Source organism: Solibacillus isronensis (assembly GCF_023715405.1).
GTDB classification, from domain to species: domain Bacteria; phylum Bacillota; class Bacilli; order Bacillales_A; family Planococcaceae; genus Solibacillus; species Solibacillus isronensis_B.
This window is the reverse complement of record NZ_JAMBOC010000009.1, coordinates 19,799-34,701: the sequence shown is the minus strand read 5'-3', so window position 1 is coordinate 34,701 and position 14,903 is coordinate 19,799. Positions and strand designations below refer to the sequence as shown.

Annotated in this window: 15 protein-coding genes; 5 read left to right on the top strand and 10 right to left on the bottom strand. The window is 34.5% G+C overall.

The window, feature by feature from the left end; all coding sequences use genetic code 11:
- The first annotated feature begins 2,068 nt into the window (after window positions 1-2,068).
- The 5 genes from M3166_RS18405 (at window position 2,069) to M3166_RS18385 (ending at window position 6,586) form a co-directional block, all read left to right on the top strand.
- Window positions 2,069-2,629 (top strand): DUF3967 domain-containing protein, encoded by a 561-nt coding sequence (locus tag M3166_RS18405; protein WP_251691645.1) that lies wholly within the window; start codon window positions 2,069-2,071, stop codon window positions 2,627-2,629.
- Window positions 2,630-2,826: 197 nt separating this feature from the next.
- A complete protein-coding gene (locus tag M3166_RS18400) occupies window positions 2,827-3,573 on the top strand; it encodes a hypothetical protein (RefSeq protein WP_251691643.1) in 747 nt (248 codons plus the stop codon).
- A gap of 725 nt (window positions 3,574-4,298) precedes the next feature.
- Window positions 4,299-4,661, top strand: coding sequence for a hypothetical protein (locus M3166_RS18395; protein ID WP_251691641.1), 363 nt, complete (start codon window positions 4,299-4,301; stop codon window positions 4,659-4,661).
- 621 nt (window positions 4,662-5,282) lie between these two features.
- Complete coding sequence (locus M3166_RS18390; RefSeq protein ID WP_251691639.1) at window positions 5,283-6,128, top strand: tetratricopeptide repeat protein; 846 nt, start codon at window positions 5,283-5,285, stop codon at window positions 6,126-6,128.
- Window positions 6,125-6,586, top strand: coding sequence for a hypothetical protein (locus M3166_RS18385; protein ID WP_251691637.1), 462 nt, complete (start codon window positions 6,125-6,127; stop codon window positions 6,584-6,586). Before M3166_RS18390 ends, M3166_RS18385 begins: the two co-directional genes overlap by 4 nt.
- A 62-nt stretch (window positions 6,587-6,648) precedes the next feature.
- Here M3166_RS18385 and M3166_RS19530 read toward each other — a convergent pair whose 3' ends face one another.
- The 10 genes from M3166_RS19530 to dcm form a co-directional block, all read right to left on the bottom strand.
- Window positions 6,649-6,792, bottom strand: a complete 144-nt coding sequence (locus tag M3166_RS19530) for an ATP-binding protein (protein ID WP_353056590.1) — start codon at window positions 6,790-6,792, stop codon at window positions 6,649-6,651.
- A gap of 276 nt (window positions 6,793-7,068) precedes the next feature.
- Window positions 7,069-7,344 (bottom strand): hypothetical protein, encoded by a 276-nt coding sequence (locus tag M3166_RS18375; RefSeq protein WP_251691635.1) that lies wholly within the window; start codon window positions 7,342-7,344, stop codon window positions 7,069-7,071.
- Window positions 7,345-7,365: 21 nt separating this feature from the next.
- Window positions 7,366-7,824, bottom strand: coding sequence for a hypothetical protein (locus tag M3166_RS18370; protein WP_251691633.1), 459 nt, complete (start codon window positions 7,822-7,824; stop codon window positions 7,366-7,368).
- A gap of 654 nt (window positions 7,825-8,478) precedes the next feature.
- Window positions 8,479-10,029 (bottom strand): primase C-terminal domain-containing protein, encoded by a 1,551-nt coding sequence (locus M3166_RS18365; protein WP_251691631.1) that lies wholly within the window; start codon window positions 10,027-10,029, stop codon window positions 8,479-8,481.
- A gap of 861 nt (window positions 10,030-10,890) precedes the next feature.
- Window positions 10,891-11,259, bottom strand: a complete 369-nt coding sequence (locus tag M3166_RS18360) for a DUF5388 domain-containing protein (protein ID WP_251691629.1) — start codon at window positions 11,257-11,259, stop codon at window positions 10,891-10,893.
- Window positions 11,240-12,091 carry an AAA family ATPase gene (locus M3166_RS18355; RefSeq protein ID WP_251691627.1) on the bottom strand — a complete coding sequence of 284 codons (852 nt, stop codon included), beginning with the start codon at window positions 12,089-12,091 and terminating at the stop codon, window positions 11,240-11,242. Before M3166_RS18355 ends, M3166_RS18360 begins: the two co-directional genes overlap by 20 nt.
- A gap of 441 nt (window positions 12,092-12,532) precedes the next feature.
- A complete protein-coding gene (locus tag M3166_RS19430; protein WP_285848982.1) occupies window positions 12,533-12,667 on the bottom strand; it encodes a hypothetical protein in 135 nt (44 codons plus the stop codon).
- A 234-nt stretch (window positions 12,668-12,901) separates the two neighbouring features.
- On the bottom strand, window positions 12,902-13,084 hold the full coding sequence (locus M3166_RS18350; protein ID WP_251691625.1) for a hypothetical protein: 183 nt from the start codon (window positions 13,082-13,084) through the stop codon (window positions 12,902-12,904).
- On the bottom strand, window positions 13,085-13,462 hold the full coding sequence (locus M3166_RS18345; protein ID WP_251691623.1) for a hypothetical protein: 378 nt from the start codon (window positions 13,460-13,462) through the stop codon (window positions 13,085-13,087).
- Window positions 13,463-13,508: 46 nt separating this feature from the next.
- A complete protein-coding gene (gene dcm / locus M3166_RS18340) occupies window positions 13,509-14,759 on the bottom strand; it encodes a DNA (cytosine-5-)-methyltransferase (protein WP_251691621.1) in 1,251 nt (416 codons plus the stop codon).
- Between the last annotated feature and the right edge of the window lie 144 nt (window positions 14,760-14,903).

Here is a 14,903-nt window from a genome sequence, read left to right as displayed (position 1 = left end):
ACGTTAAACGAAATATTTATATTAGTGATAAAGCATTTAATTGCAATTTGAGTTCTTGAAGCGAGAGTTTATGCTCCTTTACTATTTGATTATCCCAAAAATTATCGTCACTATATCTTGGGATTAAGTGAAAGTGAAAATGTGTTCCTTCATCCATAATTGGACCATTAGTTTGAAGGACACGTAAACTTCTTATTAAAAATGGTTTTCAAATATTTCAATTATAGATTTTGTCCATCAATTCAATAAGTTTGGATGTAGTTAGTAATAGAAAATGAAACACTCCTGCCAACTCCCTACACCTTTTATATATAAAGTGAAACACTTTATAAATTTAAGAAATATTCCAAAGCGGTAGAAACCGCATAGAACCAACATTTATGAGACTTTTCTTAAAAAAAACAAAGTGAAACACCGCTGCAAGACCCGTGCACCTTTTACGCATAAAATGAAACACTCCTGCCAGCTCCCTACACCTTTTATATATAAAGTGAAACACTTTATAAATTTAAGAAATATTCCAAAGCGGTAGAAACCGCATAGCACCAACGTTTATGAGACTTTTCTTAAAAAAAACAAAGTGAAACACCGCTGCCAGACCCGTGCACCTTTTACGCATAAAATGAAACACTCCTGCCAGCTCCCTACACCTTTTATATATAAAATGAAACACTTTATAAATTTAAGAAATATTCCAAAGCGGTGGAAACCGCATAGCACCAACGTTTATGAGACTTTTCTTAAAAAAAACAAAGTAAAACACCGCTGCCAGACCCGTGCACCTTTTACGCATAAAATGAAACACTCCTGCCAGCTCCCTACACCTTTTATATATAAAATGAAACACTTTATAAATTCAAGAAATATTCCAAAGCGGTGGAAACCGCATAGCACCAACGTTTATGAGACTTTTCTTAAAAAAACAAAGTGAAACACCGCTGCCAGACCCGTGCACCTTTTACGCATAAAGTGAAACACTCCTGCCAGCTCCCTACACCTTTTACATATAAAGTGAAACACTTTATAAATTTAAGAAACATTCCTATATGCGTGTCTAAAAGAATTAATACAACAACCGAATATGATAATACAAAAGCAATAATTTACATGTAGACTTATTGGAATTATAAAGCAAGGGAATTAAGGTTTAAAAAAGTAGAATCACGTGAGCAAATAGGTAAAAAAATGATTGCTTCTTAAAGTAGGGTTTTTACCGATTATCGAATTACTCTTAAAGTACGGTTTTTTACGATAGAACCATGCTTTAAGATGCCGGGTATGTAGGAAGTATAGCAGTAAGCCATTCACAGCATATTTTTGTAGCATATTTGGGACGACTACTAAAAGGGGTTAGTTGATGAATCTAAACAGCAGTTGTACACTCTCAATTATCTTTATAAAAATGTCTGCTCCATTCAAATGATTTCCCACTTGAAAAGCCACAAGAAATTAAATTCCTTATTTGTATAAAATAATAATTATGATACAATCATTTAGGATAAAAACAGCATACAAATCGTAGGGAATCCCCCGCCGATCTGATTTACATTCTACGTAATAAGTAGGTGTATTTTGGGTCGGCTTTTTTGTTGCTTTAAAAATGTGAAGGGAAGTAAAAGTAATGAAAATAGAACCTAAGATATCTCGATATGGTGAGAGCAAGGCAGAACGTTGCTAAGGATTGACCCGTTTTAAAAAGGTTGGCGTATTAAAGGTATAACCCAAGTGAATATAAAGAAGCTCTCCCCTTATGGTTAACTTAAAATACCTTATATATGAATAAGTTAACCGATATTCTGTATTAACTATATTCACTTTCTTTTTGATAATCCTATTTGTTAGTTGAGTTTGCTTAAATTACAAGAAATATGCAAAATAGCACTACAGAAGGAGAAAAGCAACATGATGGGATAGTAATTAATCCAAAAAAACGCACTTATTCGCTAGGCTACGTGCTGGTTATTGCAGCTATGTCAGTTATATCTGCTATGTCTTAATTTGTAGAACGATTTATAAAGGAATGTAGTGAGTTTTTACGAATTGTATGTATTAGAGGGGGTGATAAGTTATGTCTGATACATCGAATATAAATTTTATATCGGATATATCTGATACAACAATTGGTGGGGAGCTTATTTATGACACTGTTACAGTAAGTAAAATGCTAGGGGTCCAGGAAAGTACGCTGAGAAAATATTGTGCGTTAATGCAAAAGCATCATTATGAATTTAATAAAAATTCAGTAGGGCATCGTGTATATTATCCAAAAGATGTAGAGGTAATAAAGGAAATTGTAACGCTTAAAAATTCAGGATCGTTAACATTGAGTCAAGCAGTGAAAACCATATTAGAATCTGACATGGACGATATAACAGATACAGCACCTATAGCAAACCCTGATTACAGTAAGCTATTAGACGTGTTTGAAACATTTAAAAATAATCAAATGCAGTTTAACCAGAAACTGTTGGAGCAATTAGAAAAGCAGCAAAACTATATTGAAAGTAGTATTGATGAAAGAGATAAAAAGTTAATGTTGGCCATAAAAGAATCCATGGAAACAAGAAGACAATTAGCTGCAGAGGAAGAGAAAAAAAAATCATGGTGGAAATTTTGGCGGGAAACCTAATTGCAATTTAGGGCAAAAAGCCTTTTATATCGAAATAATATTAAAATCTTGGCCCGCTAATACAACGATATAACATCTATATCTGATATATCAGTAGATATAGATGTTATATTATCAATACTTAATATGAGTATTCACGAAATTGAATATATGTAAGTTTAGTGCCATTAAAAGAACGTAAATAGGGGGCTTAAAATATGACATTTGAAGAAATCACAAAAATACATACTGAACTAGATGGGCAGTGCCAAAAGTGTCACCAAAGATGTGATAAACGTGTAGTCAGTATGGTTGCAGACGATGATGATTCATTATTAATGGTATGTCCTGATTGCAAACAAGGAAAAGAAAGACCATTTTTTAAAGTATCAAGTAATATTGCGGAGTTTTGTAGTCAGTATACGGGTTGGAATATGAATCAAGCGATTCAATATTTACAATTTATCCCTTTGGGCATTACTTTAATTCATCATAATGAAAATACTAGATCCTATTGGAATTGGGATAAAGCTAAACATATTTTTGCAATGGAAACTGACCATATGGGAAACATTTTAGATGTTAAATATTACCCTAAGAAGACAAAAGGAAATAGGAGATTAAAAAAAGAAAAAAACATCAAACTTAAAAATACTTGGTATAAAGTTGTTTCTGATCGAGAGTCGATTAATTTGAAAAGAATTACAGTATCAGAAGAATTTAAAGCCTCCCCTCCAAGTTCTGAAAAAGTTGCGAAAAATATTGCGTATTTTGAAAAACATGGCTGTTTCGAAAAACCTGTAATACTGGAAAAGATAAGTAATAGTAAGAAAAATTCTTATATGATTATTGATGGTTATAGTGCTTTTATTGCTGCCCAAGAATTAAATTTACGTGTGTTAGAAGCGATGACTGTATTAAGTTTAATAAGAACAGAACCCAGTCTTATTAAAAGCCGTCAATAAAAAAATCTCTTTCTACAAACCATTGATAGGATTTATTCACGTATAAACAATGTTACATACAAAAAGGGATAAACACTGAATTGTGTTTGTGCCTTTTTTTGAGGGGTGATGTGTTATGTGTTATGTATGATACATCGTATATAAACTTTATATCGGATATATCTGATACAACAATTGGTGGAGAGCTTATTTATGACACTGTTACTGTAAGTAAAATAGGATAAAGGTGAAACCTATAGACCAAATATGGGAAACATGATGATTATTGATGAATCTGATTTAATACTGGCACAAGGTGAGAACAGTATAATAGGGTATGTAAGAAAAGTGGAATTGGTGTAGCTTTGTAATAAAGTAGAACTGTTTATAAAAAAGTCGTACCGTTTTGAAAAAAGTTTAACCGTTTATAAAAAAGATGAACCGGAATTTCCTATTTCTATAAAAAAGGGATTTCGGCTTTTCTTGTGGATTAAGAACCTGTTAAGTGATAATAAAGTTATTCCATTAAAGGGCCATATTATGGAGCAACATTTTTTGGGGGAGTGTAAAAAAGATGCAGATTTATAACGATTAAAGAATTGCTATACAAGTTTTTATGTAAATTAAAAATCATGCCCAGTAAGTATAAAAGCACGGAATAGGTTAGCTGAATAAGTAAACAGAGTTATAATTGTAGTAAATTCCTTTAGGTTAGGTAGAGGTAGTATTGTTGAGGAGTAGTGACAATGAACAGATATAAAAAATACGTAAGTAAAGCGAATCGTTACGAAATTTTTGGTTTTAGAAAAAAGGCAATAAAAATAATGGAATTAGCAATAGAAGAGCCGTTATCAAAATTAGAAATGGGTAGCGGATTAATTTATATTGGTTTAATGTATCGTAAATTAAATGATTTAAACAATGCGAATGTATATTTTGAAAAGGCTCTAAATTTATGCAAAGACGAAAAGTATCCTTATAGCCCTAACTTTAAAATTATTATTCAAAGTTTTTTAGAAAATAAAGAATCAGATAAGGCAACGAAATGGAATGCTCATTTAACTGAAAGAGCCAACTATGATAAGAAATTTTCCAAATTAAAAAACTGAAAGTAGACTAAGCACATGTTTGACTATTCGTTTCCTAACTGTAAATTCCTATGTAACTCCAAAATCTTAGTTAAAGATGGAACTTCAACAATCGGGCGCGTTTGTGGAGTAACACAGGTAGAAATTGATCAAACTTTTTTATAAAACTAAATTTAAAACTCCTAAAGAAGAATCCGTTTTGATCAATCTTTTTTCAAAATGGATTCTTCTTATTTATCGTTAATTAAGGGTTTACGAGGTGTTTTTGCTCAAACTATATTTCAAAGTTACAATTGGATGGTTCAAAGCCAAAAATCCTTGAAGAAGCAGTTAAACTCAATTACCCTCCTACATGATAAGTTTCTTTGTATGAGGTTGACGGAGAGACTATTATTAGGAATATTTGGTTAAGCAGTTAAATATATGAAGCTCTTCTATTTAACTGCCCTTGCCCATCAGAAAATTTCGTCAGTTAATTGGTAGAGCCGAATGATTTAGTACTAGCGTTTGTTTCAGGCATGAAGCTAAGACTTATGGACAAATCGAAAGCTGGCAGTTACAAGTGAGCGTAGAAGACGATAAAATACTACTCGTTGCAGGATCTGGTGAACGTTTAAGCCTGTTTGAATAAAGGGGATACACATGAAAAAGGTACGGGGTAAAAAACGAAAGTTAAAGATGATTGAGCAAAAACTGCGGGAGGAAGAAGACCGAAAGCGTGCGTGGAATGTTTTGCAGCAAGTGCTACCATTACAGCCTCAGTCAGATTTTCCATATTTGATGCTCGGTGAAATTGCGATTCATCTACAAAAGTTTGAGGAAGCAAAAATGTATTTACAGCAGGCTCTTCAATTTAAAGAATCAGAAATCGCACAGCACAATATGGCACTGGTGCATTTTTATGTAGGTGAATACGAGCAAGCAGCGCAAGCTTTTTCACGTTGTGAAGGCGACTCAGGCTTGACGCAGCTAAATGAAGTGGTGAGTTGGATGCATGCAGGACAAACAGCCAAGGCAAAGGTACTGCTCGATTATTGGAACGAGGAGGCAGACGATTACACGGGTGCCATTGAAATCGCAGATGTGTATGTCGAGCTTGGCTGTTTTGCAAAGGCGCGTGAGCAGTTTGAAAAAGAGTGGCAACAGTATTTTGTGTCGCCCTATATCGTCAGTCGCTATGCGTACACGCTTTGGCAATTAGGTTATAAGGACGCTTGCCAGCAAGTTGTACAACAAGCGATTGATAAGAAAAAAGAAGAGATAGTGGACGAAGAGCAAACAGAGCTTGACGAGCATTGGTCAGAAATCGACCGAGCTGAACGCTTACTTGAACATCAGGTACAGCTTAAAGAACTAGAAACATTAATAGAGCGACTTGAGCAAGGGTTTGTACCTTCATTTGACTTTGAACTGTATCCAGACGGTGGTTGCCAACTCTTTGGCTGTCGGCAGCATGGGCATCCTGAATATGAGGGGCTTTTGAAATGAATAAAGATGAACTAAACTATTATGTCCACGAGTTACATTGGCATTTGCCTGAGGAAACAAAGCAGCAGGCAATCGACTATTTAATCGAAAACGCACCGATAAACGATTTGGGGCAACTATTTGCCTTATCGAGCAAACCACACTGGCAAAATTGTATGAAGGTCGTAGCAGCAATTGGCTATCCGTATAATATTGCAGCCTTTCCAAAAATGGTGGAATTGTTTCAAGATATGAATTGGCCGGGGGCGAATGAAGCGGTTGATTATTTTAAAAAGCTTGAAAAGGAAGTCGTTGTGCTATTTATTGAGGCGGGTTGTAAGCAGGCGATAAAGGAAAATGACGAGCAGTGGCTTTGGTTTTTATATACGGTGTGTGAACGACTACAGATTGAACGACTGCATTTTCTTGATGGTACTGGCTATGATACGATGGAAGAAATCTATGTGCGTGAAGCGTAAATTTTAAGCTGACGGACTGGCTAGCAACTGGTCGTGATAAAAATGATGATTGAAGTAGATGGCTAACTAAATTCTAAATTAGAAGTGATAATTAAGCTCTTTTGTTCATAGAATTCTGAAATAATTTGAAACAGTAATTCTGCTCCTTCTTTACCGAAGGCAGAAGCTAAATGTGTTTTACCTGTTCCAGATGCGCCAACTAAAATGACGTTCTCTTTACTTCGAATAAAATCTAGCCATTTAACTCATCTTTCGTTAAATGGCTAGGCAAACAAATCTTTATGCCACTGGTAGCTTTCTAGTGTTTTTGTATCAATGAAACGAGCTTGTTTCAAGTTACGTGCTATTTTTGCTTGTTCTCTGCCAAGCTGCTCTTTTAATAAAACTTGATACAGATATTCTTCCGGCTCAGTAAAAGCACTTCTTTAATTACTTCTGCTACATATGCTAATCTCAATTGCTTACAGAGTGTTAAAATATCTTCATTCATGTTTCAACACCTCCGTCCCTTTTGGGGATAAGGCATCATATTCTGTCCACTTAACAACGTAAGGATGTTCAGCTTCTTCAGCCTCACTGCCAATATAGTTATAAAAATTTTGATCAATATCATTCATATCATGTGTAAGTAAAAATGCTAGTAATTCATTAATCCTTTGTTTTCTTAACGCAAATGAAGGTACTGTTAAATACTCTTTAATGTGCGTTGGCAGATAGATTGAGTAATGGGAATGGCCGACAACACGTGGTTTTTTCAACCAATCTTTTAAGATTTCCTTTCATGGAATAAAACGACGTTTTCTCATATATGGGCGAGCATCAGATAATAAAATTTCTCCGTCATTTGTGATGACTTTATACGAATCCCAGTAGGTCACACAAGAAAGCTGGACGTAGTTCCTTGCTCTTGGCACATGAATCAAATGCCCATTAAGTTTGAATTCATTATATTTATTAAACATGATTAAAAACTGCTTAAATACCGGATACGGTTTTTCTGGTAATTTAATTAATTGCTTCTGCTCGCGCTGCCACAGCTCATCAATCATTACTTCTTTTTTATAATGAACTCGTTGACAATCCTTGATTAATTGTTGTTCTAATTGATTCGTTAAATCTTCAAAATCTTCTATGACCGGAGGTAGGCTAAAGAAGTTATAACGAATATAACCTACTTTACCTTCCACATGACCTTTTTCATTTCCATTTAATGGGTTATATACTTGCACTTTAAACACGTAAAACAGACCCGTACACCTTTTACACATAAAATGAAGCACTTTATAAATTTGAGAAATATCCAAAGTGGTAGAAACCACATAGCACCAACGTTTATGGGATTTTTCTTGAAAAAACAAAGTGATACACCGCTGCCAGACCCGTGCACCTTTCATTCATAAAATGAAACACTTTATAAATTTAAGATAATACTCTAATTTTGTTTAACTATTCACCTTTAGATATAAAAATAAAACAAACTAACCAAACCTATTCATATCCCTAAATAATTAAAATATTGAATACTAACCTCTTCCTAAAATTCAAATAGTGTATAAAGAAACTTCTTTTAAACACGTTCTTAAATAAACAATTCAATCTTTATAAAAATCCATTTAAATTTCATATTCCAAATATAATAACTACCCTGTTAAATAATACATCCATTTCACAATGTATAACCAAAGCCTTTAGAAAACCCATTAGCCATGTTATAAAATCCTCGCTCAGCAAGCTGGTCTGTAGAACGTCTCCCGCTCTAGGCTTTGTTCCCTATCAAAAGAACAATACTACTAACTCAGAAATACCATGTAAATAAGGTAGATATATATTTCTATAGGATAAATTAAAAAACAGGAAATTAGAAATATGTATAGGCAGAGTGGAGTATTTAATTAACCTGTACCCGTTAATGATTCGCTCATGGTCAGTTGTTCATTAATTATCTGTTCAAAATAAAGCTTTCTAAGCTTCTCTATGAGCACTTCATATCCAGCGACATGGTCCATAATATCAATTTGTTCTTCAACAATCGCGCGGATTCCATAGGCAAAACGTGAGCCAAAATCGTTTTTCAACCAAATGATGTATGCCATGTATAAATCAACTGTTGTCCAACCTGTTTTTGCATTACGGCCTTTGCCGGTAGTTGTTTTCAATAGCTTTTTAGACTGCTTCAGCAACTTGTTTAAAGAACTGTTTGATATGCCGATTTCATTGCAGAGCTCTTTTTGGGTACGCCAAATAAACGGCTCAGAAACTTGTTTTTTTGCCGTTATCCATACCGTGATGTCTGCTTCCCATTCTTCTAAATGGCTGCGTTCACGGTCTTTGCGCGCCTTTTTATGCTTGTACCAAGTAGTTTGACCAAAAGATACTTTAATATCTGTGTGCTGTGGTGCGTATAATTCGATAAGTTGTTCAACATATTCCTTTTTCGGTCCGTGGTAACGTCCGGAATACGCTGATTCAACGATTGTATTTAAATCTTTTGCTGGCAGTGGTGTGCGTAAGCGTGAGTTAAACTGATCCAGTAAATCAAATGCATAGCTTTGGTCACGCGCGTCTTGATAGCACACTAAAGCAAGCGTAAACAAATAGTTGTTACGCCCGATTTGGCCTTTTTCCCCCTTTACATCTGTTGTTTGGAGCAGCTGGTGAAACCAATCTGTGTTCAATAATGAAGGACTAGCTGTTTTTTGCGGTACTACATAAAGCTGGCGTCCTCTGTCTGCATCTTTACGCTGGGACCATGCGATTAACGCAGCCGGATCATAAATTGCATATTCGTTAAACCATTTCACATTACTGTTATTTGGTATACGGAAAAAACCGAAGTCATTACAGTACATATCTGCTTCGACACTCGCTAAACTGCGTTTTAAATTTTCTGCAATGCGTTTGGCTACTCTCAGGCTACGAAACTGGTTTTTATTTGATATAAAAATCGGCTTTATCAGAACAAAATACACCTGGTAACCCCTCTCTGTTTCTAATATGAGGGTAGGTGCGCCAATACTTTCATCAATGCAAGCCAATTGTATATCGTTTACGCTGTATTCCTTTGTATCAATATCGACTACAAATACATTGATTTGTTGCAGGCTTTCTTCTTCAAAACCCTTAATTGTTTGGCGTTTGTCATCGGCATAGTAATAGCGGCGATATACGTTTGGGGTGAAATGTGAAATTTGATTTGCCTGTTTAATGAGTGTTTCTTTTGATGTGATGATGTAACCTTTTACACCATTCTCAAAATGGCTTTTATCGCGCACAGCAAAAACAGCCCCCTTTTTGTGGAGCTTGTCCAGCTGTTTTGCCCTGTACTGCAAATCTAGGGGTGCATCAGAAGATTTTGGATGGTAAGTTAGCAGACCTTCGTGCATGATTGTTTCAATGATTTTTGCTAGTGTATCTTGTTTAGTTGCATACGAAAAAATAGCCATTTGTGCAGACCTCTCCCTTGAATAATTAGGTGAGTGAACGCAAATAGCTAAAATTCGTTGATAAACCTCTAAAAAGGTAATAAAGTTGATGCTTATAGTTGAGAGCTAATGTAACTAGCATAATCAATGCTAGTTATATTTTCTCTCTTATACTAATAACATAATAGCTCTGATCTATCGCTTTCCTTTCAAATAGGTGGGCTCCATAGCCATCCTTAAAAAGGCAGCCTAAAAAAGAATACACAAAACCACTTTTCAATATAACAATATTGAAAATCAGGTCTAAATTTGCTATAATCAACATAATATTGAATTACTTAATTGTGTGTTACCAGCACACAATTATATTATAGCAACAAGATAAGCGATCTATTGATGACGCTACTTTATTTTGTTGTAGATTAATGACGATAGGTTAGTTATTTGCGAACACTTACTTATTTAGTTGTTAATCGTGTGAAAGTCATTCCTTGTCCGGCCAAAGACATTGGGGAATGGCTTTTTTATTTTGTCTTTATGTTCTGTTATTTGAATTATAACTTTGGGAAAACCTAGATGCAATAGGGTTTTTCGGCGTTTTTGAATGAATGTAGACTGGTATACCTATCTACATGTAGACTAGTATATCCGTATACCCGTCTATTTGTAGATAAGTAGATTTGTAGACTTCCTTAACCGGTTTAAGTGTTGATTTAACAAGGTTCTTGCATAAGATGTAGACTGATAGATTTGTAGACAAGTCTACGGGTATACCTATCTACTTGTATATGAGTAGACCAGTAGACTTTTCGGTTGTAAAATTTTTTTTTGACGAATTAAAAAACCACTTACTTTTGAAGTTTAAGTAAGTGGTTTTGGAAATTATGATTCCTCTTTTTTACGAAGAATATTTAAAAGGATATCATATGTTTTCTTTTCATCTTTTAGGAGCTGATGATTAACGTACTCATCAATCAAAATATCTACTAAGACATCTACCGTTTCTGCCTTGCCCATTTGAACGAGGGCATTAAGTTTACTTCGAGTTAGTTTTTCTACACGGACCGTTGTCGTGCTTTGTTTTGCCTTTTTCGGTTTTTCTTCCTTTATTACTTTTAATGGTTCTGGTTCAACCGAACTTACATTCGTTTCGTTTGTCCCCACATCGCTAAGAGTAAACTCTTGGGCAGGGGAAATTTTAGGCCCACGATCTAATAATTTTTTCTTTTTGTTATTGAGTAAGTTGCTCAACACCAGTCACCTCCGATAACTCAGACTCCAGACGCTGTATAAATTCCCCAGCGATAATTCCATAACTTTTATGCACTTTGCGATCATGCATATCATCATTCGTAATTCCCGTTATATCAAAACGTTTTAATCGTTCCATATTGTTTACTACGTTCTCAAATAAATTTTCAGGACCAAAAATTTCACGGGCGTTTTCCAATGTTGCTAAATCGACTGCTGCTCCATTTTTAAGAAGAACCGGTAAAATCCCGATAATATCTAGGTTCGCTCCGTATTCATCAATTAATGATTGTAAGTAACCCGTAAATACTTCGGCACCCTGCAAGCTTCTTTCTTGTGTTTGGAGTACGACAACGACAAAATCCGAAGCATACAGTGCTGCATCCGTAATAACAGAAATCGTTGGTGGTACGTCAATAAATATGAAATCATAATCCTTTTTTAATGGCTCAATTAACGAAGCGAAATATTTAACCCGTGAGCTTGTATCTGACGGGAATTTCTTTTCAAGATAACGTGGATACAAAGCAAAATCGCTAAAGCTCGGTAAAAGATACAAATTTTCTTTAACCTCTGTTACAATCTGCCCCAAATCTTCCTCTTGAATCGCAGCCATCAATGTTTTATTAAATGTTACGATTTCATCGGTTACTGAAGCTTTTGTTTTTAAGAACAATGTCGTCGCATTTGCTTGTGGATCCTGGTCACACAAAAGCACCTTATAACCCATTTCTGATAATGCGTAGGCTATCATCGTACTATTGGTTGTCTTCCCAGTACCTCCCTTGAAATTGCCGAACGTTACTATGATTGCTTCTTCTCTTTTTTCCATTTCTGTTACCTCCCTTATTTTAAAAACGTACTTTTAGTTGAATGTAGATTTGTAGACATGTAGATAAGTAGATTATATCAAGGATTTTGAGAATAAAGAAGTAAGTTCTTTTTTTTAGAAAGCTTTAATTTAGTGAACAGGGTTTTAAAGAATTAGGAAGATTGATATGTATACCTGTATACATATAGATGAGTCTACTTGTAGATTTGTAGACTAATCTACAACTTATTCTAATGAAAGTATTTTAATTCTCTACTGTCAAAAAATTTTAATTAGGCTTTCTAATACCTCTAATCATTGATATATCAAGCACTTTGATATTTAGCCACTACTTCGGTATTGTTGACATCTTTTTTTAATAAGCTAAAATTAGCTTATAAATCTTTTTTAATGGTTTTTACACAAAAAAGCAGCTGGGTGCGACCAGCTGCTTTTTGCTGTTTATCGTAAATAATGTGCTAATCCAATTGCGAATGGGCGTATTAATACATGCTCAATCAACACTAGGATATTCTTAAACGATAACCAATTACGTTTTTCAAGATAAATCTTTTTTAATGGTTCTTTCTTCTTCACTTTACTCACCTCCTTTTTTGAACGAGTGTAAAGCGAATACAATATACGGTATTATTTAAAGTTAAATCTACTATATGCTGTATATATATATTGCCTTAGAATCTTTTTTCTAACAAGGGCTTGATTTTTTATTAGGACCGTTAATTCCATTTATATCAATGATTTCAGGCTAAAAAATTTTCTTAAAAAAGAAATGTACGTTTTAATTCTTAAATAAAATCTATGTTTTCACTGCTACTGCTTTAATTCCTTATTATTTGGAACTAGACTAATTGTTGACCCAAAATCATACGGTTGATAATAAACTACATAACCACATTCTAAACATTGAACATCACATAATCTTGGTGTTGCTAAATCTTTTGCTTCATGCACTTTTATTATATCCTGAATTCCATTACATTTTGGACAGAACATTTATAATCCCCCTGTAATCATTCCTATTAACTTGATATCTAAGTTTAGGCGTAAATTGAAAATATCCTCGTGTTTAATACTACCGATATCTGTGCTGAAATCATTTTCTATATTTCTTGCAAACAGTATCTTACCTGCTAAATCTAACGTAATACCGTCTTCTGTTACTATTCTAAACATAGGATTGCCTTTCTTGCATTTCCCCTGTTCGTCAATAATAATTACAATTTCATTATTATAATCGACAAACTCTAATGAATCGCTTTCTATTAAAGAACTCAATTCATCATAGATATCACCTAATGTTGAATCTATTTTAGTTACCTCAGCTTTCAATTTAAAAGCATCAGTATCAAACGAAATCACATAAAACTTCATTTTAATCCCACCTATAAATAGAAATACACAGAGTAAACCCTGTGTATTAAATCCCTAATGTTATTTGTGTAACATTTTCCTGCTCCTGTAAATCAATATTTTTTATAGTTTCACCCATGTCCTTTATTAAATCAACGACCAGAGCATTCCCCATACAGAAGTAACGCATACGTTTTGGCATGCCTTCCGTCCAATTGTCATCGAATCCATTTAGACGTTCACATTCTATCGGTGTTAAAAAGCGCTTACGTCCGTTTACTTCTACGATATGAGTACTACGGTTAACAGTACCTTCACTTGTCAACATCGTACGACCAGGTAACTCTAAATTATCAGTTGGTGACATACCACCTTCGGAATAAATATATTGATGACCATCAGCAGAAGTTCGTTCAATCTTTTTTGGTCCACGTAAATAACCAAACTTTTCAATGGCTGATTCATTTAGATAATATTCTTCATCAATCTCATCTTCCGAGAGTAAAATATCCTTTAATGGTGTTGCAGGATTTATAATTGGTTCTGGCTGAACTGTATGAACCTTGCCATCAATCATAATGCCGGCCGTATGGAATCCAAACGCGAAATTATCGGATATTTCAACGATATCCTTTGGTAATTCAACCGATGCACGACGGTTTTTATAAGGTTCACTTGTTACTGGGAACGTACGTGCAAAAAAGCCTTCTTTAAATAAGATTTTCTCTTTATCTAATTTCATTTGCTCTTTAGCAAAGCTTAAGTTCTTTTTATAGGCAAAGATAAAAACGCGACGTCTACGCTGTGCGTATCCGTAATCACTGGCATTAATTACGCGCCACTCAACAATATAATCCAAGTCGCGGAATACTGCCAACATAATTGCAAAGTCTCGTCCACGCTGTTTTGATGGAGATTTAATTAAGCGATCGACATTTTCCAATAACACATATTTTGGGTGACTGCTTTCAAGAACGCGTTTAATTTCCCAAAAAAGAACACCTTTTTTGCCGTTTATACCCTGCTCATTATTTAAAGAGCGACTTACACTATAGTCTTGACAAGGAAAACCGCCAACTAACATATCTATATGTAGTGAACTGAATTTGCTGTCAGCCACTGTTGTAATATCTTCATTGCTCACTTCACCTTGAGGAAAGTGACTTTTATAACATTCATACGCATCTTGGGCCTTTTTTGAAGGTTCCCATTGATTGGCCCATACTGTTTGAAAAAATTCTTTGTCAGCCTTCTCTAACCCTAGGCGAAAACCACCAACACCAGCGAATAGTTCCACAACATTTAGGTTTTTATTCATAAATACGAACATCCTTTCTATCTTAATTTTATTATAAACGAACAAGATTGAAAGATCAACAATTATGTTTTGGACATATTTACGTGATTAAATACAGAATTTACCGTATTCTAAAATTAGTGTTTATAAAAGGGAGTTTTGACG

Coding starts and splice junctions, on each gene's coding strand:
- M3166_RS18405 (WP_251691645.1), top strand. CDS start 2,069: ATGTCTGATACATCGAATATAAATTTTATATCGGATATATCTGATACA.
- M3166_RS18400 (WP_251691643.1), top strand. CDS start 2,827: ATGACATTTGAAGAAATCACAAAAATACATACTGAACTAGATGGGCAG.
- M3166_RS18395 (WP_251691641.1), top strand. CDS start 4,299: ATGAACAGATATAAAAAATACGTAAGTAAAGCGAATCGTTACGAAATT.
- M3166_RS18390 (WP_251691639.1), top strand. CDS start 5,283: ATGAAAAAGGTACGGGGTAAAAAACGAAAGTTAAAGATGATTGAGCAA.
- M3166_RS18385 (WP_251691637.1), top strand. CDS start 6,125: ATGAATAAAGATGAACTAAACTATTATGTCCACGAGTTACATTGGCAT.
- M3166_RS18365 (WP_251691631.1), bottom strand. CDS start 10,029: ATGGCTATTTTTTCGTATGCAACTAAACAAGATACACTAGCAAAAATC.
- M3166_RS18355 (WP_251691627.1), bottom strand. CDS start 12,091: ATGGAAAAAAGAGAAGAAGCAATCATAGTAACGTTCGGCAATTTCAAG.
- M3166_RS18350 (WP_251691625.1), bottom strand. CDS start 13,084: ATGTTCTGTCCAAAATGTAATGGAATTCAGGATATAATAAAAGTGCAT.
- M3166_RS18345 (WP_251691623.1), bottom strand. CDS start 13,462: ATGAAGTTTTATGTGATTTCGTTTGATACTGATGCTTTTAAATTGAAA.
- dcm (WP_251691621.1), bottom strand. CDS start 14,759: ATGAATAAAAACCTAAATGTTGTGGAACTATTCGCTGGTGTTGGTGGT.